General features: G+C 42.5%; 21 protein-coding genes. 9 read left to right on the top strand and 12 right to left on the bottom strand.

All coding sequences use genetic code 11. From position 1 onward, the window contains the following. Positions 1-19 precede the first annotated feature (19 nt). Complete coding sequence (gene murJ / locus ACFSJY_RS17685) at positions 20-1,615, bottom strand: murein biosynthesis integral membrane protein MurJ (RefSeq protein ID WP_386037456.1); 1,596 nt, start codon at positions 1,613-1,615, stop codon at positions 20-22. A gap of 241 nt (positions 1,616-1,856) precedes the next feature. Between murJ and rpsT the strand changes: the two genes are divergently transcribed. From rpsT to ACFSJY_RS17665, 4 genes are all read left to right on the top strand, one after another. Then, positions 1,857-2,117, top strand: coding sequence for a 30S ribosomal protein S20 (gene rpsT / locus ACFSJY_RS17680; protein ID WP_115999434.1), 261 nt, complete (start codon positions 1,857-1,859; stop codon positions 2,115-2,117). Between the two features lie 168 nt (positions 2,118-2,285). Then, positions 2,286-3,941 carry a dipeptidyl-peptidase 3 family protein gene (locus ACFSJY_RS17675; protein ID WP_386037452.1) on the top strand — a complete coding sequence of 552 codons (1,656 nt, stop codon included), beginning with the start codon at positions 2,286-2,288 and terminating at the stop codon, positions 3,939-3,941. 138 nt (positions 3,942-4,079) lie between these two features. Continuing rightward, positions 4,080-5,681: a GMC family oxidoreductase gene (locus ACFSJY_RS17670; RefSeq protein ID WP_386037449.1), complete on the top strand. Its 1,602-nt coding sequence runs from the start codon at positions 4,080-4,082 to the stop codon at positions 5,679-5,681. 100 nt (positions 5,682-5,781) lie between these two features. After that, the gene (locus ACFSJY_RS17665) at positions 5,782-6,264 is read left to right on the top strand and encodes a TlpA disulfide reductase family protein (protein ID WP_386037446.1); all 483 of its coding nucleotides are present in this window, start codon (positions 5,782-5,784) and stop codon (positions 6,262-6,264) included. A 1-nt stretch (position 6,265) separates the two neighbouring features. Here the strand turns inward: ACFSJY_RS17665 and ACFSJY_RS17660 are convergent, their stop codons facing one another. From ACFSJY_RS17660 to ACFSJY_RS17640, 5 genes are all read right to left on the bottom strand, one after another. Next, positions 6,266-7,429 (bottom strand): tetratricopeptide repeat protein, encoded by a 1,164-nt coding sequence (locus ACFSJY_RS17660; protein WP_386037443.1) that lies wholly within the window; start codon positions 7,427-7,429, stop codon positions 6,266-6,268. 140 nt (positions 7,430-7,569) lie between these two features. After that, positions 7,570-9,366: an acyl-CoA dehydrogenase C-terminal domain-containing protein gene (locus tag ACFSJY_RS17655; RefSeq protein ID WP_386037440.1), complete on the bottom strand. Its 1,797-nt coding sequence runs from the start codon at positions 9,364-9,366 to the stop codon at positions 7,570-7,572. A 196-nt stretch (positions 9,367-9,562) separates the two neighbouring features. Next, a complete protein-coding gene (locus ACFSJY_RS17650) occupies positions 9,563-9,988 on the bottom strand; it encodes a DUF3010 family protein (protein WP_386037437.1) in 426 nt (141 codons plus the stop codon). Between the two features lie 51 nt (positions 9,989-10,039). Further along, a complete protein-coding gene (locus ACFSJY_RS17645; RefSeq protein ID WP_386037434.1) occupies positions 10,040-10,642 on the bottom strand; it encodes a hypothetical protein in 603 nt (200 codons plus the stop codon). Further along, the gene (locus ACFSJY_RS17640; RefSeq protein WP_386037432.1) at positions 10,642-12,069 is read right to left on the bottom strand and encodes an amidohydrolase family protein; all 1,428 of its coding nucleotides are present in this window, start codon (positions 12,067-12,069) and stop codon (positions 10,642-10,644) included. Before ACFSJY_RS17640 ends, ACFSJY_RS17645 begins: the two co-directional genes overlap by 1 nt. A 93-nt stretch (positions 12,070-12,162) precedes the next feature. Between ACFSJY_RS17640 and ACFSJY_RS17635 the strand changes: the two genes are divergently transcribed. From ACFSJY_RS17635 to ACFSJY_RS17625, 3 genes are all read left to right on the top strand, one after another. Next, positions 12,163-12,789, top strand: coding sequence for a TetR/AcrR family transcriptional regulator (locus ACFSJY_RS17635; RefSeq protein ID WP_386037429.1), 627 nt, complete (start codon positions 12,163-12,165; stop codon positions 12,787-12,789). A 93-nt stretch (positions 12,790-12,882) separates the two neighbouring features. Next, positions 12,883-13,608, top strand: coding sequence for an SDR family NAD(P)-dependent oxidoreductase (locus tag ACFSJY_RS17630; RefSeq protein ID WP_386037426.1), 726 nt, complete (start codon positions 12,883-12,885; stop codon positions 13,606-13,608). Positions 13,609-13,616: 8 nt separating this feature from the next. Beyond that, positions 13,617-14,474 carry an amidohydrolase family protein gene (locus ACFSJY_RS17625; RefSeq protein WP_386037423.1) on the top strand — a complete coding sequence of 286 codons (858 nt, stop codon included), beginning with the start codon at positions 13,617-13,619 and terminating at the stop codon, positions 14,472-14,474. 68 nt (positions 14,475-14,542) lie between these two features. Here the strand turns inward: ACFSJY_RS17625 and ACFSJY_RS17620 are convergent, their stop codons facing one another. Then, positions 14,543-15,061, bottom strand: a complete 519-nt coding sequence (locus tag ACFSJY_RS17620) for a type II secretion system protein (RefSeq protein WP_386037420.1) — start codon at positions 15,059-15,061, stop codon at positions 14,543-14,545. Between the two features lie 124 nt (positions 15,062-15,185). Between ACFSJY_RS17620 and ACFSJY_RS17615 the strand changes: the two genes are divergently transcribed. Continuing rightward, complete coding sequence (locus tag ACFSJY_RS17615) at positions 15,186-15,812, top strand: hypothetical protein (protein ID WP_386037417.1); 627 nt, start codon at positions 15,186-15,188, stop codon at positions 15,810-15,812. A 60-nt stretch (positions 15,813-15,872) separates the two neighbouring features. Here ACFSJY_RS17615 and ACFSJY_RS17610 read toward each other — a convergent pair whose 3' ends face one another. The 5 genes from ACFSJY_RS17610 to ACFSJY_RS17590 all read right to left on the bottom strand — a co-directional run bounded on the left by ACFSJY_RS17610 (position 15,873) and on the right by ACFSJY_RS17590 (position 20,804). Then, the gene (locus ACFSJY_RS17610) at positions 15,873-17,126 is read right to left on the bottom strand and encodes an amidohydrolase family protein (RefSeq protein WP_386037414.1); all 1,254 of its coding nucleotides are present in this window, start codon (positions 17,124-17,126) and stop codon (positions 15,873-15,875) included. Between the two features lie 14 nt (positions 17,127-17,140). Further along, a complete protein-coding gene (locus ACFSJY_RS17605; RefSeq protein ID WP_386037411.1) occupies positions 17,141-18,523 on the bottom strand; it encodes an amidohydrolase in 1,383 nt (460 codons plus the stop codon). Positions 18,524-18,703: 180 nt separating this feature from the next. After that, on the bottom strand, positions 18,704-19,288 hold the full coding sequence (msrQ, locus tag ACFSJY_RS17600) for a protein-methionine-sulfoxide reductase heme-binding subunit MsrQ (RefSeq protein WP_386037408.1): 585 nt from the start codon (positions 19,286-19,288) through the stop codon (positions 18,704-18,706). Between the two features lie 53 nt (positions 19,289-19,341). After that, positions 19,342-20,346: a protein-methionine-sulfoxide reductase catalytic subunit MsrP gene (gene msrP, locus ACFSJY_RS17595; RefSeq protein ID WP_386037405.1), complete on the bottom strand. Its 1,005-nt coding sequence runs from the start codon at positions 20,344-20,346 to the stop codon at positions 19,342-19,344. Positions 20,347-20,435: 89 nt separating this feature from the next. Then, the gene (locus tag ACFSJY_RS17590; RefSeq protein WP_386037401.1) at positions 20,436-20,804 is read right to left on the bottom strand and encodes a glutaredoxin family protein; all 369 of its coding nucleotides are present in this window, start codon (positions 20,802-20,804) and stop codon (positions 20,436-20,438) included. Between the two features lie 145 nt (positions 20,805-20,949). Here ACFSJY_RS17590 and ACFSJY_RS17585 point away from each other — a divergent pair, with 145 nt between their 5' ends. Further along, positions 20,950-22,953: a tetratricopeptide repeat-containing diguanylate cyclase gene (locus tag ACFSJY_RS17585; protein ID WP_386037398.1), complete on the top strand. Its 2,004-nt coding sequence runs from the start codon at positions 20,950-20,952 to the stop codon at positions 22,951-22,953. Positions 22,954-23,033: the final 80 nt, after the last annotated feature.

The raw sequence follows: 23,033 nt of genomic DNA, 5'->3' as shown, positions 1-23,033 counted from the left end.
TATTAGTCTGATCAAAGAATCAGCCCTTATTGGCGACAATTCCTGCTGAATTTTCTACCCTAAAGTCAGCCAATCTAACCCCAAGCACAACAAGCAATGCAAAATAAGCAGCAACGCCTGCAAAGATGTATAACGCTACACGCAGTAATTGTTCGCCGAAGTCCATCATAACCCATTGCTCAAAATCAGGAGAAAGATAATAAACAAGTGTTCCCATTGCTGCCGCAGCAAGAAGTAATTTCACGAAGAAGCGTTTCGTTTTTGAAGGCAAGGTAAATACCTCGCTTCTCTTTAAACCACGGTACAATAAAAACGCGTTTAGGGTTGCTGACAAGGTTGTAGCGATTGCCAGACCAACATAGCCGAAAATAGGGGCTAATATAAGATTAAACGCCATATTAGCTACCATGGCAATAATACCTATTTTGACTGGCGTTTTGGTATCTTGACGTGAATAAAACCCAGGGGCTAATACTTTAATAAACATAAAACTAATTAGCCCTGACAGGTACGCATACAATGCGAACGATACCTGCTGAACATCGGTTGACGTAAACTCACCACGCATAAATAACAACATAATAATCGGCTGTGCTAATACCACTAAACCTATCAGTGCAGGCACTCCCATTAGTGAAACAATGCGTAATCCCCAATCAATGGTGTCACTAAATTCTTGTTTATTCTCGCGCGCATGCAACCCCGATAGACTTGGCAAAATAACAGTCGCTATCCCTATGCCAAATAGACCGAGAGGAAACTCAAGTAATCGGTCAGCATAATACAGCCAACTAATAGAACCTGTGACCAAAAAGCTAGCAATCAAGGTATCAAGTAATAAATTTATTTGGGTAACCGAAACACCGAAGAGCGCTGGGATGATCAGTTTTCGAATCTTAGTAACCCCCTTCTCATGCCATCCCCAAACAGGCTTAACTAATACCCCGGCTTTGTACAAAAAAGGAAGTTGAAAGAAAAACTGAACCGCACCACCCAAGAATACGCCCCATGCAAGCGCAAACGCAGGGTTATCAAATTGAGGAGAAAGATAAATTGCAGAAGCAATAATGCAAACATTTAGTAGCACGGGCGTAAAGGCCGCGACTGCAAACTTACCTAAGGTATTTAGTACCGCACCAGCTAATGCTGTTAAACTGATAAACCACAAGTATGGAAAGGTAATTTTGAGTAATGTGCTGGCTAGTTCAAACTTTTCTGCATTCTCGCCGCCAGTGTACCAATCCATAGCCCAACCAAAACCAAAAATAGCCACAATAATTGGAGATGCAATAACGCCTATCGCCGTTACTATCGTCACTAAAACACCGAGCGTACCAGAGACCTGCGCAATAAGTTTGCGCGTATCGTTTGAGCCATTCTTTTCATCAATTGCTTGATACTCACTAAGGACTGGAACAAACGCTTGAGCAAATGCTCCTTCAGCAAATAAACGACGTAAAAAGTTGGGGATTTTATTGGCGAAAAAGAAGACATCAGCACCTGCGCCAGTACCCATAAAATTCGCAATAACTACGTCTCTAACCAATCCTAAAACACGAGAAATCATTGTCATAGCACTGACAATAAGGCCTGATTTTATTAATTTTTTACTCAAAATGGCTTCCAGTGCCTAACACAAAAACAATATTATGAGGTGATAGACACCGGATAAACAAGCGCATTCCGTTAAAATTCACGCATTAGGCCAACAGCTCTCGCGAGTACCACATATCTCACACCAAAAACCATAGAATTATAAAATTAATTGCTAAATCATTTGACAATTCGCTGGAAAAAAGGCATATTTCGTCGCCTTAAATTTAGGCTATATTTTTATCATATTTTAGGAGTTCACCTTGGCTAACTCAAAGCAAGCTAAGAAACGCGCGGTACAATCTGAAAAGCGCCGTCAACACAATGCAAGCCGTCGTTCAATGATGCGTACTTTAGTTAAAAAAGTAATCGCTGCAATTGAAGCCGGTGACAAAGAATTGGCAACAAAAGAATTAGCAGCTGCGCAACCGATCCTTGATCGTTACGCAACTAAAGGTCTTATTCACAAAAACAAAGCTGCTCGTAGCAAGAGCCGTTTAAACGCTGCTATCAAAGCACTTTAATTTTTGTTTTTGCATTGACTTTGAAAAACCGGCCTCGGCCGGTTTTTTTATGCCTCAAATTTGCGTGGCCTGAACGTTAGGCAACAAAACTTGCCTACAGGTTCCACGTTCCTTGCACTCCCCTATCATATTCACTAGTCTTGAGCCGTTAAACCAAAGGAAACACCTATGAAACTCACAAACATTGCTGCAGTTGTTTTGTTAGCAACAACTGCGCTGGCTGGCTGCAATAAAGAACATGTTGCGCAATCAACATCCCCTCAGCTTATTGAGGGTTATGAGAATAGATTAGATATCTATCAAAACGTCACATTGACGGCAGATTTAAGCCACTTATCTGACAATCAGAAACAGATGCTGTCGTTATTGATTGATGCTTCTAAAATCATGGATGATTTATTCTGGAAACAGGCGTTTGGTGACGATAAAAATGCCTTCTTAGCCAGCATCCAAGATGAAAAAGTCAGAGCATTTGCAGGCATCAATTACGGTCCTTGGGATAGGCTGAATGGCGACAAAGCATTTTTGTCCGATTTTGCTCCAAAACCACACGGTGCTCAATTTTATCCAGCGGACATGACAAAATCAGAATTCGATGCTGCTAGCTTCAATGACAAAGACGGACTCTACTCTATCGTGCAGCGTGACAAAAACGGGGCGCTTACCTCTGTTGCCTACTCTGAAGTATATGCCGATGAAATAGATCGCGCAGCAGCAATTTTGGAAAAAGCTGCGACATTTGCCGACAACGAAGAATTCGCTAACTACTTAACTTTGCGTGCAAAAGCATTACGTACCGATGACTACCAGCCGTCTGATTTTGCATGGATGGATATGAAAACGAACCCAATCGATGTTGTCATTGGGCCTATCGAAACCTATGAAGACCAGCTCTTTGGCTATCGTGCGGCCTTTGAGTCATATGTACTAGTAAAAGATCTCTCTTGGAGTGAGAAATTAGCAAAATTTGCTGACTACCTGCCTGAACTGCAACGTGGCCTGCCAGTTGCCAAAAAGTATAAAAAGGAAATGCCAGGCTCTGACGCAGATCTTAATGCCTATGACGTTATCTATTATGCAGGTCATTCAAATGCAGGTGGCAAAACCATAGCTATTAACCTACCAAACGACGAACAGGTGCAGCTTGAAAAAGGTACGCGACGTTTACAACTGAAAAACGCAATGCGCGCTAAGTTTGACGCTATCATGCTACCTATTTCAGAACAGCTTATTGTGCCTGAACAGCGCAAACATGTAACTTTCAATGGCTTCTTTGCTAATACCATGTTTCATGAGGTGGCACACGGTTTAGGGATTAAAAACACCATTAACGATAAAGGTACCGTTCGCCAAGCCCTAAAGGAGCATGCCTCTGCGTTAGAAGAGGGTAAAGCTGATGTGCTGGGCTTGTATATGGTTAAGCAATTACTCGCTAAAGGTGCAATTACTGAAGGCTCACTAGAAGATTACTACGTCACCTTTATGGCGGGTATTTTCCGCTCAGTGCGCTTTGGCGCAAGTTCTGCGCACGGTAAAGCAAACATGGTGCGTTTTAACTATTTCCAAGAGCAAGGTGCCTTTAGCCGAAATGAAGCGGGTCAGTACAGAGTTGATATAGAGAAAATGACCCAAGCAATTGATGCGTTATCAGAACTTATATTGACCTTACAAGGCAATGGCGACTACGCAGGTGTTGATAAACTCGTTCAGGAGAAAGGTCTAATAAAAGAAGACTTAGCAGAGAGTCTTGCGAAGCTTGAATCAGCTAATATTCCTGTCGATATCGACTTTACACAGGGCAAGAAAGTGCTTGGCTTACAATAAGCGTCAAATAAACACTTATCATATAAAAGCCGCTAGTTAGCGGCTTTTTTGTGACCAATCGAATATTTTTCTCGCAAGAACGATACATATTCGTTATAAATTCTTAAAAAGAAAAAACGAAAATAAACGATAAGCACTATGGAACAATACGACTTTATCATTATTGGCGGTGGCTCGGCTGGCTGTGTGTTAGCGGACAAACTATCAGAAAGTGGACAATTTACTGTTTGCCTTTTAGAAGCAGGTCCGAAAGATTCTTCTCCACTAGTGCATATTCCAGCAGGTGTTGTTGAACTGATGAAAAGTCAAAAGTACAACTGGCTTTATGATTCTTCACCTGAGCCTTCTCAGAATGGCAGGCAAGTATTTAACCCCCGAGGAAAAACACTTGGCGGTAGTAGTTCGGTAAATGCCATGCTCTATATCCGAGGGCAACATCAAGACTACGATGATTGGGCAGCACAGGGTAATGCAGGCTGGGCCTGGAATGATGTGCTCCCCTATTTTAAAGCAACACAACATCAAGAACGTGGAGCCAGTGAATACCATGGTGTCAATGGCCCTCTCAATGTTGCTGAGTCTCGCTCAAAATTACCCATTTTTGATCGTTTCATTGAAGCTAGTGTCAATGCAGGCTTTCCAGCTAATGATGATTTCAACGGTGCTGAACAAGAAGGCGTGGGCTATTTTCAGGTGACGCAAAAAGACGGTAAACGCTGTAGCGCAGCCAAAGCCTTTCTAACGCCTAATCTAGAACGTACAAACCTTACCGTAATCACTGATGCACTTGTTGAAAAAATACTGTTAGACGGTAAACGAGCAACTGGCGTGCAATTTAAGCGAAAAGGTGAACAAACCGTTATCCATGCATCGAAAGAGGTGCTACTTAGTGCTGGTGCTTTTAATTCGCCTCAAGTCCTCATGTTGTCGGGAATAGGACCCAAAGAAGAGCTTGAAAAACATGATATCGCGTTACTTCATGAATCCCCTGGCGTGGGTCAAAACCTGCAAGATCATGTCGATGCATTAGTCGTTAAAGAATATAAAGATACTGACATTATTGCCTATCGTCCAAAAGCTCTGGCTAAACTAGCCCCAAGCGCGATGAAGTTCTTTACCGAAGGCACTGGTGTACTAACCAGTGCCATTGCAGAAGCTGGTGGTTTTATCAAAACATCACCACAAGTCGACAGACCTGACCTACAGCTGCATTTCATTCCTGCCGCTATGGATGATCATGGTCGTAACATGAAGATGTTGTTTCAATACGGGGTAGCTGTCCATGCGTGTTTATTGCGGCCAAAAAGCCGAGGCAGTGTCACTTTGTTTGGTAAGGCCCCTCACCTTCACCCTAAAATCCATCTTAATATGCTTGATCATCCGGACGATCAAAAGTTAATGATTGAAGCTATTCGCCGGGTGCGCGATATTTACGCTCAAGACCCTATCGCTAGTAAGGTGGGTAACGAGATAATGCCGGGTGAACAATGCCAGTCAGATGAAGATATTCTCGAATTTCTGCGCAACAAAGCAAACACCATTTATCACCCTGTCGGTACATGTAAAATGGGAAATGATGACATGGCCGTAGTCAACAGCGAACTCAAAGTCCATGGTATCGAGAGCTTGCGAGTTATCGATGGTTCTATTATGCCAACGCTCATCAGTGGCAATACGAATGCCCCTGTCATTATGATTGCTGCGAAAACTGCTGATAAAATTTTGGCGACGTACCAATAAGGTTTACAGATATAAAATTACACATAGCGTGAATAACTATAAGCGCTTGTACGGTCAATATCTTTAACCTGATATTGTCATTAAACTTGGATAGTTATTTATGAAATCATTCGTCACTCTATTGCTGACTACATTCCTATTTTCATTCAGTGCTTTTGCGAACGACAGTAAAAGTGCTGTGCCTGATTGGTCATTGAATACGCAACACGGCGATACAATAAATTGGGGCGACTATGAAGGAAAACCCGTGATCCTTCATTTTTGGGCCACATGGTGCCCTTACTGCAAACGCTTGCAGCCAAAACTCGATGAATTGCAAAAGCAATTTGCGCAGCAAGATACACAAATTGTTGCGGTAAGTTTTAATGAAGACCAAGGCGCTACGCCACAAGACGTGTTGGCAGCTAGAGGTTATACGTTTAAAACAGCAGTTGATGGCGACAAGCTAGCAGAAGAAATGGGCGTTGTTGGTACACCTACAACTTTTTTTGTAAATCGCAAAGGTGAAATTATTTTTAAATACACCAGCTCAGATATTAACGACCCGCGCCTTGTCAAAGCCATGCAAGTGATTACCGAGTAAGTTACTCGCTCTCTAAAACCTCGACAGCGGCGTTCCTGCCATACAACTTGTATTTAAGCTGCTGTCGCTCTTTTGTTCCATGTGTCCACTCAAGGGCGCGCGATAACGTATTTTTAGCCAAGGTTTCCTGCCCTTTTTCCATATAGATATTATATAAACCCACATAAGCCGGTTTCACATAAGGCGCTAGTTCAATCGTTTTCTTAAAATAGGTTATAGCTTGTCGGTTTTTCCCTTGGCTTTTTGCCAAGTAAGCTTGGTCTAGCCAACTGTATGGGTTGGGGTCATCTAACTGAGCCATTTTAGTAAGAATAGTGCCAGCTTCAGCTTGTCGCCCTTGCCTCTCTAGCAACACCAAATAGTTACTTAACAAAGAGATGTTATTAGGCGCTAATGAAACAGCGTGTTGATATATGCGCTCTGCTTCTTGTTCTTCGCCTTGACGACGGTATATAACCGCCAAGATATTAAGCACTTCAGGACTATCATGCGCTTGGTCATACGCAGCTCTCGCGTATGCAAAGGCTTCATCAATTCTTTTTTCTATCAATGCATCAGACGCTTTATTGACATAAAACTTCGCTAAAAACTGAGGGTATTTGAGATACTGACCTTTAATATTGTTCGAATCCGGGAAGTAATCAATCAAAATACCGTCTCGGACAAATATACTGAATTTTTCGGCGTCTTCGCTAATCGGCTCAAATAGCTTAGTTTGTACATGAGAAGAAGAGAGTAACAACCCACTGTGCTTTTCAAAAACTGGCAGCGTACTCACTTCTCTGTAGCCATATTCAACACCTACCAAGTTTGCCAACGCTGTCGTTAAGATAGCAAGGCTCATGCAATTTCCCTTTGAATGCGCCATCGCCTCAGATGCTGTATATGTTTCACCAAAGTAAGAAAAGTTATTGAGCTTAGCCAGTAAGAAGTCGCTAACCGCCTGATGTGCATTTTTTCCTTGCGAACGCTTTTTTTCGTAAAACCGCATGAAGTCGGCTTGTTGCTCTGGTGTTAATGCAAAGACTTGCTCTTCGAAGACAACTTCAGCATTACTCGTGACAAAAGGGGCATCTGATAAAATCAGCTTGGTAGTATTGGTGTCACTCGGGACGCTCGAACACCCAGATAAGAAAAGAAAAACAGATAAGACGAATATACGCATTACAACTCCCTATAACGTAACTGCCATGCTGTACGTTAGTAAAGTTTTTTGCTCATTACTAGTACCGCCAGTAAATAATATATTTCAGACATAAAAAAAGCCGGTAAAACCGGCTCTTCAACTGTAGGCTAAGCTAGAGACTATACAAGAAACTCTTCTTCGCTGTGCGCCATCATTGCGTTAGCACCATTCTCGATACACGCTGCGTGACCATGAATTCTCGGTAGCACACGGTCGAAATAGAAACGCGCTGTTTTGATTTTCGCTTCATAAAAGGCTTTATCATCTGTGCCAGCAGCAAGTTTGTCTAATGACACTTTCGCCATTTTCGCCCAGAAATACGCAAGCGTTAAATAACCCGAGTACATCAAGTAATCTACCGATGCTGCTCCAATCTCATCCGGATTTTGCATCGCTTTCATACCAATTTCTTGGGTCATTTTCTGCCAGTTTGGCGCTATAGTAATCATCGGTTTGATGAATTCACTCATTTGCTCATCGGTAATCGCATCTGTACAGAATGCTGTTACTTCAGCGGCAAATGGCTTAATCAATTCACCTTTCGAACCCAAAATTTTACGTGCAAGTAAGTCTAATGCTTGAATACCAGTTGTACCTTCGTACAAACAGCTAATTTTTGTATCACGCATCAACTGTTCCATGCCCCATTCTTTGATGAAGCCATGACCACCGTATACTTGAACACCGTGGCTAGTACATTCTAAACCTAGCTCAGTTAAGAACGCTTTTGCAATTGGCGTTAATAGCGCTAGCTTGCTATTTGCCTCAGCTACTGCTGCATCGTCTTTACTTGCTTCTACAACATCAACAAGCTGACTTAAATAACCATTTAAGGCACGGCCGCCTTCGGCTATCGATTTTTGCGTCAATAGCATACGACGCACGTCTGGATGCACAATAATTTTATCTGCAGGGCCGTCTGGGTTTTTAGGGCCTGTCAAAGAACGACTTTGCAAGCGATCTTTTGCATACGCCAATGAGCCTTGGAAAGCTGCTTCCGCCGCAGCAACACCCTCATTAGCAACACCTAAACGCGCTGCATTCATGAACGTGAACATACAGTTCAAACCACGGTTTACTTCACCAATTAAGTAGCCTTTTGCACCATCGAAGTTGATTACACACGTAGCATTCGCATTGATACCCATTTTGTGCTCAATAGAGCCACAGTTTACGCCATTGCGCTCCCCTCGCTCACCGTCTGGTGTCGCATCGTATTTAGGTACGATAAATAATGAAATACCCTTGGTTCCATTAGGGGAGCCTGGAATGCGCGCAATCACAATGTGGACGATATTATCTGATAAGTCGTGCTCACCCGCGGAAATGAAAATTTTAGTACCTGTTAATGAGTATGTACCATCTTCGTTAGGCTCAGCCTTAGTGCGAAGCATACCTAAGTCGGTACCACAATGTGGCTCAGTTAAACACATAGTACCTGTCCACGTACCTTCAACAAGTTTAGGCATGAACATCGCTTTTTGTTCTTCAGTACCGTGCGCTTCTAACGTTGCTAAAGCACCATGGCTAAGGCCCGGGTACATAGCGAAACTATGGTTGGCTGCCGAGCTAAACTCGCCAATTGCTGTGTTTAATGAGTGCGGTAGGCCTTGGCCACCAAATTCGATAGGTTGAGATAGAGTTGGCCAGCCACCTTCAACATATTGTTGATACGCTTCTTTAAAACCATCAGGTGTTGTTACAACACCGTCATTCCACGTACAACCTTGTTCATCGCCAATTTGGTTGATAGGTGCTAAAACTTGTTCGTTAAATTTAGCCGCTTCACTCATGATTGCATCGATCATATCTGGCGTTGCTTCCTCGTAACCAAGTGTTTGATAGTGCGTTTCACAATCGAGTAGCTCTTGCATTACAAACTGCATATCTCGAACGGGCGCTTTATATTCTGGCATTGTTTCTTCCTCAATTCTTGACCACTGGTAAGTGGTCTGACTTGTTGTTATACCCGATTAAATCATTTTCGCAGACGTTTGAAAAGTGATAACTACGCTCGGGTAAGCAATATAAATATAGCTTATGGTGAGCTATTTCTGTGGATAATAAAAAAGGGAAGCATATGCTTCCCTTTCTCATTTCTTTGGTTAATTTTTATCGCGCTTCAAAAGATGCAAACACGGTTTCAAAGGCCGTTTGTTGGAACTTCTTCAACCCTGTGTCCCTAAAATCAATGTCTACTTGGCTTTTAGCTAGCGCGTTTTTCACAAAGCTGCCAGATAGAATCTCTACTTCTAACTCTTCAATCAATTGAATAGCCGCTTCTAGTTTAAAGCCAACAGGTCCGCCAGCAAATTTTCCTTTTAACGCTCGCCCTTTAATGACCACTTTGTTGATGTCGTAATCTTGCATCAGCTTTTTGAAAGTAAATTGAAATTTACGCACTTCTTCAGCATTTCCTGCATCTGCAATGCTTATTTTTGGAACGCGGATACTCGGGATATCATATAAACCATTTTCTAGTGACATTACGCACACAATGGCATCGTTTCCTTTAAGCTCTACACCACATACTTTCATCAATTTAGCCTCTGTTTTTCACAATGCGCGTATTATGCAATTTACCGCAATTTAATGACAGCCTTTAGTCTTTATTTCAGACATTTGTTGCCAAATAGGATGAACGTTAGGTTGCGGCGATACTTGCACATAAAGCTGCACTTCACCGTTCAATTCGCATTGCTTTTGCGTATAGATAAATTGCAACTTTTGAGGCTGTTTAGTCACAAAAGGCTCAACCCAATGAATACTTCCAGTCCCTTGCGAATTTGAACCACTGACCCTAATCGACAAGGTTTTGTTCGATACCTGTTTTGCAACTGCTTGATACAAGCCATCGTAATAACGGTAAAAATCTGCTTCGATCTGTTCAACACTAAGCAGTTTTTTGGATTTTACCTGCCAAACAAATACATAAGAGAAAAAGTTTTCACTGTCAGCATCGTACATCTCTGGAGCAAACAATAGTTCTTCGTCGCCAATAAGCTTAATGTCAGGCGCAAAATCTAGTGGAAACGGTATGAGTTCAACTTTCCAAGATTCAGATACATTCTCTACTCTGCTTTCTATTGGCTGCTCAAAATAACGCGCTTGTTGCGCATTTGAATGAGCCAATGGCAACATCATCACCGCAACAGCCAGCCATATCTTTATTGAAGAAAGTCGTTTGAGCATTAGTGTAAACCTACGGTATTTTTCATTGCCGTAAATATGGCCTGCGAATTATAACCAACACCTGCTTTGAAGACAGTCGTCACCGTAGAGATGTCATCAATATTTTTGTGTGGCGAACCTTTAAACAATACTAAGTCAGCGCGTTTTCCGATACTGATACTGCCAATCTGCTGGTCTTTCCCTAAAAATGTCGCACCATTGATGGTAGAAATTTTAATCGCCTGCTCAAAGCTGAAGCCCGCCTCGACTAATAGTGCAATTGCACGCAGGTTACTGAACCCCGCGATTACCCCACCATAACCAGTTGGGTCAGTGCCTACCATTAAATGGCCACCCATTTCGACAAACAACTTTTCCCATGCCATTTCTTTTTTAAGTAGCTTCAGCCAGTCTTCGTTATCACTCGTTTGAATACGGGACCAATGACCTAGGTATTGAAATTTAACGTTAGTGGTTAATACATCAAGTGCCTGTTTCGGCGCAATAGGGCGCGATTTAGCAAACGTCTCAAAAACGGTTAAGGTAGAGGTGATGGCCACGTCATTATCAACCAAATGTTTAATTAATTTCTTTATTTTAGGATCATCATCTGCGAGCGCTAAAATAGAGTCTGTTTGTTTTTTTGAATTCGGGCACTTGTTCTTTACTTTGTCTTCAACAAAATCGCTAGCTTCAATAAACCCATGCTCAATATTATCGATACCCAAATTTGCAGCTTCTTCAAAAGTTATGGAGCAAATATGCCCAGTTACCTTCCGGTTATTCGAGTGCGCTAGCTTATTTACACGCGCCAATTCGTCCTGGCGAATTTGCATGTACACTTTATAGGAAGAAGCGCCTTCGTGTGACCAGTATTTAACCATTCGTTCTGCGTCTTCAGCACTCTTTAATGATTTTATCTTTTTTATAGGTAAACCCGGACCATTTAAATAAGGCGCTGTAACATCCATATCTGGACCAAAGGTTTTACCGTCAATAATAGCTTGTCTCAAATTTAAGTCTGCGTACGGAGCTGTTGTACCAGCCGTCCGAATAGTGGTCGCCCCGCCCGCTAAATAAAGCTTAGGGAAGCTATATATCATTTCGGTGTAGTTAGCCTTACCTGTTGGATAAAACATATGTTCATGCATCATCACAAATCCTGGGGTCACCGTATAACCTTCATAATCCAAGACCTTATACTCACCGCTCGCATTCTCAGAACCGTCAGTTATGTCGGTGATCACCCCTTCTTTGACGTATATAGACTGCCCTACTTTAGGCGCTCCACCCAACCCGTCTATCAGGGTAACGTTTTGCAGCACAAAAGTTGGTTCATTGTGGCTAACAAAATCCTCAGCGAGTACAGGAAGTGAACAAGTCAAAATAGCCATGGACAATGCACTGGCCATACTTTTGATGGCTCGACTTAATGGGTTGGTTAACATAAACTGCCTCTGAACAGAGAAAAGAAATTTAGCGGTAATTTACCTAAGCAAACACAATATGTAAATCCGCATTCACATTTTAGTTTAATGAACATGCAAGACGCTCCTTTTATCGAAGCAAAACAAACCCGCAGCCAACAGACACAGAAAAAGCTGTTAACGGCGCTAAGTGACTGTTTACAAGAACAGTTTTTTGAACATATCAGTATAGCCCAGCTCACCGAAATGGCCGGTGTATCGGTAGGTACTTTTTATCGCCGCTTTAAAAACAAAGAGGCCCTGTTACCTCTGCTTTATCAAGAATTTTCTGAGCACTTAAAAAGCTGGGTAAATACATTAGAGCAACAACCAGCGAGCAATTTGCAATCGCAAGTAGAAGTTTTAGTGAACGAAAGCCTGACATTTTTAACTGACAATGCTGGTGTTTTACGGACCTTGCATTTGAATGCTCGCCTGTATCCAGAGATTCTAACGCCAGAGCAATTAAGCACGCGAAGCAGCGAATATAAACGAATGTCATCGTTATTAATGGCACATAAAAATGAGATCAATCACGCCAGCCCACAAGAAGCATGTGACATGGTTGTGTTTATGCTAACCAACAGCTTGATCGATAAAGTACTATATCGTGATCTCACGCCAGCTATCGCCTCGCAACTATCGCTACAAGACACTTGTCGAGAGCTTAACGCGATGCTTCACAACTATCTAAGCCATTAGTGTTATTGAAACAGCAACGATTGTTTATCTACATATTTACCACACAATTTAATCGTATTATTGATGCAAAGACATCAGGACAAGGGTATTTTCATGAAAAAAGTATGCGTCATCAGTGGCGGTAGTTCTGGCATAGGCCTTAGCATTGCCCAAAAATTTGAACAAGAAGGTTTTACGGTATTTAACTTGGATATTACCCCTGGTGATGCTGGCACATTTGTCGAATGTGACATGAGAAACTACCAGCAAGTTATTGATGCTGTTACCACTATCGGGCGAGACCATGGCATTGATGTTTTAGTGCCTAATGCTGGTATTCATTTATCAGCCAATATAGAAAACACGAGCGAAGAAGATTTTGACCGTGTACTGGACATTAACGTTAAAGGCGCATTTGCCTTTACCAAAGCTGCAATGCCATTTATGCGCGAAAAGCAGCAAGGCTCTGTTGTTTTCGTAGCCAGTGATCAATCATTTATCGGTAAGACAAATTCGTTTGCATACAACTTATCTAAAATGGCTATTGCTTCCATGGCTCGTACGACAGCACTGGACTACGCTGAATTTAATATTCGTGCAAACGCTGTTTGTCCAGGCACTATTGAAACCCCTCTTTATCACAAAGCCATAGACAACTACTGCGCAAAATCAGGCGCGGATAAAGCTGAAGTTCATCGAGAGCACGAATTGATGCAGCCGCTTGGGCGATTAGGACAACCAGAAGAGGTCGCAGATCTTGTGTTTTTCTTAGCGAGTGACAATGCACAATTTATTACTGGCAGTCTTCACGCAATTGACGGTGGTTTCACCACACAATAGAGCCATTCATGAATATTATCGACCCGCATGTTCACTTATTTGACTTAAGCCAAGGAAAATACCTTTGGCTTAAGCCTGAAAACCCGCCGCTATGGCCAGACAAAGCAATCATCGCAAAAGACTTCTCACAGCAAGATTTATCCGTCGATAAGCCATATCAAGTTGCTGGATTTGTTCATATTGAAGCCGGCTTTGATAACGAGCAGCCATGGCGCGAAATTCAATGGCTTGAAAGCACCGTATTAATGCCATTCAAGTCTGTTGCTACTATCGATATCTCACAAGATATTAAACAAGTGCATGAAGCTGTTTTAAAGCTAAAAGAGTATAAATCAGTGGTAGGCGTTCGACACATACTGGATGACGACGCGCACCATATAATGAGTGACCCTGATTTTGCCGACAAACTCGATATGCTCGGTTACTACGATCTCCATTTCGAGTTACAAATGCCCATCAGCGACTTAACGTCTATTCACCTATTAACAACTGCACTAGAGCAAGCACCAAATACAAGAGTGATCGTCAATCATGCTGGTTGGCCGAAAGAAGCCTTAGCTCAAGATATTACCTGGCAACAAGGCATGAAACAGCTAGCAGCATTACCCACAATCGCAATGAAGTGCTCAGGCTGGGAAATGACAAATCGCACATACGAATTTGAATGGGCAAGACAGACGATAGACTTTGCCATTAGTTGTTTCGGTGCGCATCGCGTTATGCTAGCCAGTAACTTTCCGCTATGTTTATTCAGCCACTCGTATCAATCGGTTTGGAACACGTACTGCCAATCTTTAGCTGATACCTCATTACTCCAGCAAATCTGTTTCGACAACGCTTACCATTGGTACGGATTTAATAGTTAATGCCCCAAAACAAAAAAAGCTAAGAAAGGATTACCCTTCTTAGCTTTTTAATGAATACTCGCACCTGCTTAGCAGTCTTCGGCTACCACGGTCACTGTGCAGTCTGGATCGCCAAAGGAATCGTAGATTATGTAACAGCCTTGGTCAGTAGGCACAGAGAAGCCTGTAGGTATGTCATAACCAATCAAGGTGTACTGGTTATTTTCACGGTCAGTAATGTCTTCACTATCTAAGTTAATAAAGTCGATCATATCAAGCTGATCACCCAATTCTGCACTACTTTCAGGACATAGGTTTCGCCAATCGATCTCAGCTGAACCAAATCCGAAATCGACAATGTAATCAGACTGCTCGCTCCCGCCAGGGTTAGTTTCTGATGCTTCCAAACCCTTAACAAGCGCTTTAGCTTTCACTAAATCAATTGTGGACTCCATTGTCCCCTTGATCGAATTTAGCGTTGCGATTTTAGCATCGCGGCTTAAATCTAAAAATTTCGGCGCAGCGGTAGCTGCCAAGATGCCAAGAATGACAATCACGACAACCAGCTCAATCAAGGTAAAACCTTGAGCACGTGATGATGAACTCATAATATCAATACAGCATAAATATGTAATTTAATGTCACTAGTATATACGTCTAACGTTCTTGGAAACAACCATGCACTTATAGCATACTGATTTACATAACATTTAAATCAAAGGAACTGAACGCATGTCTAACTTTCAACGCGACTTCCTCGAAAATTACCTCAAGTTTGGGTTAGGCTCTATGCCTAAGTCTGATATTGATGCATTGGTTATGCACTTACTTGATTTATATGGAGTTGAAAACTCTGGGCCTTTAGCAATTCATAGCAATCAAACCGTCAGTGAGCGCTTGAAGACACCCGTGAATAAAGTGAAAAAAATGCGTTACGACGCAGCACTCAAATTTGGTGGTCGTATTGAAGATCAAGCAATGGGGCGTTTATTGGCTGCACTCAGTAAAGCAACACTCGAGCCTGACGGTAACAAGGTGCTGCTAATTATCGAAGACGCGCTTGCCAAAAATTGGCTTCAAGGGCAGCTCAAAATTCACCAGCACATCTTTGACCACTCATTTAACACGGAAATCATCAAAGTATCTGTTTCGGGCTTATTTGAAGTGCTTGAATCTGTTTTTGATAAGCAGGAGCTATTAGACTTCAAAACCGGCTACGAAGCCGCTAAGAAAGAGCAAAACACTGAAAGAATGATAGCCACATTCAAAGGTGTGGCTCAAAAATTTGCTGAAGGTGCAGCAAAAGCTGCGGGGAAAAACGTTGTTAACGTGCTAAAAGCACAGCTCGGCCTCGGCTAATACAGCTCTTCATACAAAAAAAGGGGCTATAAGCCCCTTTCCCCCAGTAAACTACACTTGTTATTTAGTGTAGCCTCGTGGCATATCTGATTTAGTCATATAGCGATCACGCAGTGCATCTTGTCGGCTCTCTAGCTTTTGCAGCTTGCCATCAATCCACAACATTTCTGCGCTTGTGCTCAATTCAAACGGGTCTGCTCCCCAAAGTACAAGGTTTGCAGGTTTTCCTTTTGCAATACTGCCACTATCAAGCTTGAATACCTCTGCAACATTTGCTGTTACAGCTGCCAGTGCTGCATCGTAATCCATACCGTTTGCCACAGCGTTACCTACAGTAAAGCGAAGAAGGTGTCCATTGTGCGTATCACCGTTAGTGGTGAGTACAACTTTTACACCAGCCTTCGATAGAACGCCTGCACTGGTTAAGTCGACATGCAATGAATCAAAGCTACCCGGTAAATTGCGCATTGAGTTCATCACAACCGGCACTTTAGCCGCCGCGATTTTATCTGCAATCAAGATTGCATCTGCCGCGCCTGCTAGCACCAGTTCAAAACCAAACTGTTCTTTCAACTTAAGCAACGCAAGAATATCTGTCGCTCGATCTGCATGTGCAACTAACGGCTTTTCACCATTCAGTACAGCGTTCAACACTTTCTCACTGCGCTTAGGTTCTTTGCCTTCTTTCTTGTCTTCTTTATTAGCTTTTGCAGCCTTATCTAAAGCCTTTTGTGCATCTTCTAGCTGTTCAGTCAACTTTAAGATAGCCGATGCGCGAGAACCTTTAGATTCACTGCCAAGTTCGACAACCACCGCATTTCCAGCCGCCTCGACACTATCAAACTGACCCGATAAATTTGCTACAAATGTTTGACCGGCGAAGATGTCATCACCACCAGATGGTGTCACTATAGCTTGTGTGATACCACCCTTTCTTGTCATAGGGATGACTGTAGATTTAGGGTTAAAAGCAACACTTGGATCGAATGTGATGTTAGCTTTTTTATCGCCTGCATCACGGCTACGCGCTACGGCACCCACTTCAACTAAACCCAAGTTATCTAATGAGACAATGAAGCCTGGTGTTAACACTTTACCTTTTGCATCGATAACTTCTGCGCTATCAGCCGAAAAAGACTCTGGGTTGATCGCTGTAATCACGCCATCTTCAACAATAACAGTCGCGTTTTCTAACACGCCTGCATCAGTCACGGTATGCACTTTAGCATTAGTGATCGCAAGTGTTGCGGCATTCGCTGTAGTTGCAGAGGCAAGTGCTAGGGCTACTAATGATGCTTTAAATACGTTTTTCATTGTTTTTCCTCGCCCTACTCTTGACCTAACATGAAATCACTTTTCGCTTGGTACTTGTCATCAGCTCGGTCGTAAACCTTAGCGCCGTCAACAAACACTTGTTCTGCAAGTGCATAAACACTGAATGGACTGCCGTTCCATACCACAACATCAGCATTTTTACCTTGTTCCAAGCTACCTGTTTTGTCTTCGATACCTAATGACTTAGCAGCATTCGATGTAATCCAACGAATAGCGTCTGCTTCTGTCAGCGCGAAGCCATTTTCGTTCGCACGGAAAAGAATTTTACCTGCTTCTTGGTTCAAGCGTTGGATAGTAGTGCTTGAGTCAGAATGAACAACCGCACATGAGTTTTTCGCCGCGTCAACAATTGCTACGTTCTCTTCCACCATGTCGTAGGCTTCCATTTTAAAGCCCCACCAATCAGGCCACATTGCGGCACAGTTGCCATTTTCACCCAACATATCAGCAATTTTGTATGCTTCAATGGCATGATGGAAAGTACCTGCGTGGTATTCAAATTCTTTACTTAAATCAATCATCATCGCCATTTCTTCTGCCTTATAGCAGTGGTTGTGAATCAAGATTTCTCCGTCTAGCACACCTCTAAGCGTGTCTAGCTCAATATCGCGCACTGGCGCTTCTGGATTTTTGCCCATAGCATAATCAGCATCGTACTTTTCCCAAGCACGCTTATATTCTGCGGCTTCAGCCCATGCCATGCGATAACCAGCCATGTTGCCCATACGCGTACCAGGTGCTTCTTTGCGTTGACCATAAACACGCTTTGGATTCTCACCACATGCCATTTTTAACCCATAAGGTGCTTCAGGAAACTTCATCCCTTGCATAGTGTGGCTTGGTACGTTTTTCAATGTGACACTTCGACCACCAAACAAGTTTGCCGAACCTGGCAAAATTTGAAGAGTTGTAACACCGCCAGCGCGAGCTGCTTCAAAGCCTGGGTCTTGCGGCCATACACTGTGCTCCGCCCAAACTTCTGAGGTATTAGGTGACGTCATTTCGTTACCATCAGCATGAGACTCTACCGACGGACTCGGGTAAACCCCCAAGTGTGAGTGCACATCAATAACACCAGGTGTTACCCACTTGCCTTTGCCGTCAACAACCGTTGCACCGTCAGACGCTAACCCTTGTCCTACTTGAACAATTTTTCCATCAGCAAATAACACATCTGCATTGTCGATGCGCTCGCCGTTACCAACAAGCACAGTAGCTCCTTGGATAAGCGTTTTTTGTTGTGGAAGTGATTGGTACGTACTCGGGTACGGATTTTTATTGATAGTGACTTTGGCGTCTTGTTTTTCTGACTGCATACAACCAGAAAGCGCAACAGAAACCGCAGCCATCACAAGCGATGGAACAATTTTATGCATTGTTATTTCCCGTTAGAATATTCTTTTATTTTTGTAAATTGCCTTTGGCTAGAGAATAGCTGAAAGGTTTCAAAAACGTTAACTTGATGACGTTATTATGCCGGTAAGATTGCAACAAGGAATATTGTTATATTATCGCAGTGATTTGCGGTGAATCGACATTAATTTGCGGTAAGTGGCTCAGACTCTTTTTAACCAGCGTTTCAACTTTTCTCTACGTAGATACAGCAACCACAATAAAATAACCGCATAGAGGCCAGGTTCATAGATGTCTGACTTTATCGACCAATAAAAATGAATGACAACAGCGACTGCGCCCACATAAACCCAGTTATGTAGTTTCTGCCATGACTTACCCATCGTTTTCTTCACGCGATTAAATGACGTTACCGCCAACAAAAACAGCACACAGAATGCGAACATCCCCATGGTAATGTAAGGACGCTCGATCACTTCATCAACAAAGAGTGACAAATCTAACTGCAGTTCAAAAGCGATAAAATTTGCTAAATGCAGAAGCGCGTAAGTAAATGCCCACAAACCCAACAAGCGTCGGCACTTCATGAACAAGGGTTGCTTAAAGCGTTTGGTTAACGGAGTAACAAGTAAAGTGATAAGTAGAATATTGAGCGCGCCAATACCGGTAAAGTGAATCACGCTTTCTACCGGATCGGCACCAATGGTATCGTTAAAAGCGCCCCAGTATAACCACACTAGCGGCAAGGCTGCACTTAAATGTATGATAAATTTTAGGCCTAACTGCATACCTAATTCCTGTACTTACTATTGCTTAACTATTGACTAAAATAGTTGCTCGATTAGTAGAATCTCTTCAAATCCATATTTTTATACATGTGCGCAACTTCTTCACCGTAGCCATTAAACGGTAACGTCGGAATTCGGTTACGTGCAAACAAGCCGCCTGTCGTGATACGACGCTCACTTGCTTGGCTCCAGCGGGGATGATCAACATCAGGGTTTACATTGGCATAAAAACCATATTCATTAGGCGCCAATATATTCCATGTTGTCGGAGGCATGCGCTCAACTAACTTTATAGACACTATCGATTTAATACTCTTAAAACCGTACTTCCAAGGCACAACCAATCTTACCGGTGCGCCATTTTGCGGGGGTAGCGTTTTACCATATAAGCCAACACTCAATAGTGTTAGCGGATTCATCGCTTCATCAAGTCGTAAGCCCTCTACATAGGGATAATCTATACCACCACCAATACGACGACTTCTCTGCCCTGGCATTTGTTCAGGGTCATATAGCGTTTCAAATGCCACATATTTTGCTTTCGAATTAGGTTTGGCTTGTTTGATAACGTCTGCTAGTGAAAAACCAATCCAAGGCACTACCATTGACCACGCTTCAACACAGCGTAAGCGGTAAATACGCTCTTCCAAGTCAAATTTGTTGAAGAGGTCGTCATACTCAAGCGTGATAGGATTATCGACTTCGCCAGATACTTTCAGTTGCCATGGATTAACTTTTAACCCTTGGGCATTTTCGGCAGGATCTGATTTATTTAAGCCAAACTCGTAGAAATTATTGTGGGAGGTTACTTTCGCTTCAGGCGTCAGCGTTTCGCCAATATCTGCACCTTTACGATAAAGTAACTCTGTTTGTTTGAAGGTGCCTTTTTTGTCATTGCCCCAAAAATCTAATGGCGCGGCAGATGCGCTTTGTGACAATAAGGTACCAGCTCCTATAAAGCCCATGCCTTTGAGCAGCTGTCGACGATTAAGATACACTTTTTCGTCGGTTACCTGACATTCTTTGATATCAGATGGTTTAATTGTTTTGATCAGCATAGCACCTCCAGATACAACAATGCTGGCGATTGCCAGCATTGAATAAGTAGACCTGAGAAGTGGACTTTTATTTCGCGATAGCCGCTAACTTAATTAGCCGTTACAGTTTTCAGATACGAAATAATGTCATTTGATTCGTACAGCCACTCCACTTCGTCGTCGCCTTTTTCTATACGCAAACATGGCACCGTTGGTTTGCCACCACCTTGCATTAATTGTTCGCGATAATTCGAATTTGTATCTTTTATGTTACGTAATTCTAGTTCAATACCCTCACGCTTCATCGCTCGTCTTACCTTCACGCAGAAGGGACATGCAGTTAATTGATACAGGCTTAAGTGTTGTGTTTTTTCACTCATTATCTGCTTCTGCTCAGCAGATAACTTAGGGCCTCTAGGCATGGTCAGAAAATTAACAAGCAAGATTATACGACCTAAAATCCAACGAATAATGAACATCTAAAAACACCTCTAAAAAATTTCGCGGGGAGTTTACCACAGATTCAGTCATACAAACGATTACGTGAGCGTAAATTTCAGTAACAACTTATCGCCAAGCACTGATGTAAAATTGACCAGTTATATTTATTGAGGTGTTGTCTTAATGTGCTATTTCGCGCGTTTCGTATCCGTTATTGTTTTTAGTATTACATTCACGCTGCCAAGCCTTTCTGCACGAGCGGTAGAAGCAGCAGTGCCTGCTGTTACCGATCCTGTTCAAATTTTAAAAACAACGGAAATAGGAAAAGAGCTTTTTCATCTCAACCAGTTGGTCACCAGTGAACCTAAAAAAACCCTAAAACAACTGGCCGAATTGGAGCAAACGGACGCGCATAAAATGTCGCAATACGAGATGGGTTTTGTGTTAGTAATCAGAGCAAATGCGCACCTATTACTCGACCAACACGACCTCGTTGAAGACCAAATATTCACCATGCAACAGCTTGCGACCGAAGGCAATCATGACTGGTTGCTCCCTTATATTGAATACTGGAAAGGCACCTTGCTCGTCAACCAAAGTGAATTCACTCGAGCTATAGAACACCTTAACCAAGCAATAACACTGTCCCAGCAAGGGAGAAATAGCTCGCTTTCATTACAAGCCCTTAATTCTCGAGCCAATGCAAATAAAGAACAAGGTCAGTATCATCATGCCATCGAAGACTATAATCGTGCGTTGAATTTTTTTGACGACAATAGTGTCGACCAAAAATATGGCACCATACTAAATAACTTATCAACGTTATACATCTACATCCGTGAATTTGATAAAGCATTAAAGCTCAATGTAAAAGCGGCAACAGTCGTTAAAGCAAGTTCGCTGAAGAAAGCGCGTCAGATGGCTACGCTATTAGTGAACCGAAGCTACATATACGGTGAACTGGGTCAACGCCAATCGGAAATCATGGCAATGGAAAAAGCCAAAGAATATGCCTACTCGACTGACTCTGTTCGTCTCCAAGCGACCATAATGGTCAACCTTTCAGATATTTACACAACAGAAGGAGACTATGCTAGAGCTGAACAAAATGCCAAAGATGCACAAACATTGGCTAAATCTTTCAATAACGACCATCTATTTATGGTTGCCCAGGCTAACCTTGGCTTAATAAAGTCGAAACAAGGCCATGGCGAGGAAGGACTCGCTTTGTTGCGAGGTGCACATGAGTATTTTGAATCAAAAAACAAAGAGCCGTACGTTGTCGAAGCCCTAAAAATGCTCGCTAACGCCTACGCTGAATTAGGCCAGTATGAGCAAGCATTTTTGCAACACAAGATATTTCATGAAAAATTTAGCAAACAGCAGTTCGACGAACGAGAAGAAAAACTATTGGCTATCGAACAAAAATACGAAGCCGATAAAAAAGAAAAAGAAATTGCGCTGTTAACGCTAGAAAAAAGTTTGCGGGCAGCGGCAGATGAAAAGCGTATTTTGCGTCGAAACATCTTCTTTTTACTGTGTGTTATTGCGCTAATTTTTATGATTCGTTTTTATCGTCATTACATTAGTACCAAGCGTCACAATAGAGATTTACTGAAAGACAATGCCGCACTTCAAGGTAAAACGTATCAAGACCAACTCACCAAACTCTTCAATAGACGGTTTCTGGAAGAGTCATTGTCAGCCATTGCCGAACGAGAGAAAAAAACGCCAAAACCTTGCAGCTTGGTGATAATGGATATCGATAAATTTAAACGTATAAACGACACGTTTGGGCATGATGTAGGTGACCAAGTACTTACAGAATTTGCACAGCGACTCACGTCAATAACACGTAAAGAAGATATTTCAGTACGCTGGGGCGGAGAAGAGTTCTTGCTAATTGCGCGAGAAAGCAATGGCGAAACCGGCGAGCATCTTGTTAATCGCATATTAGAAAGTGTCCGAGAAAAACCATTTAGTACCAGTAAAGGTGAAATTGTCGTCACCACGTCGGCCGGTATGGTACACGCCGACAGTTTGCAAACACTTCGCCAGCAATGGGATAAACTTTTACCTCAAGCAGATAAAGCGTTGTACTCTTCAAAAAACAATGGCCGCGATCAAGCTCACTTGGCGCTTCAGCATAGCGAATACGATTGGCAGTACATCTCGCTTTGCGCATAAGTGTAGAAGGTTTTATTGAGCATTAAATATAGGTAACTATTGATCTGTCAGAGCCGAATAATAGAGCGCGATCAAATCTG

This window comes from Thalassotalea euphylliae (genome assembly GCF_042682785.1).
GTDB classification, from domain to species: Bacteria; Pseudomonadota; Gammaproteobacteria; order Enterobacterales; family Alteromonadaceae; genus Thalassotalea_F; species Thalassotalea_F euphylliae.
Note: the sequence above shows the minus strand (reverse complement) of the source record. Positions and strands in the feature narration are given on the sequence as shown.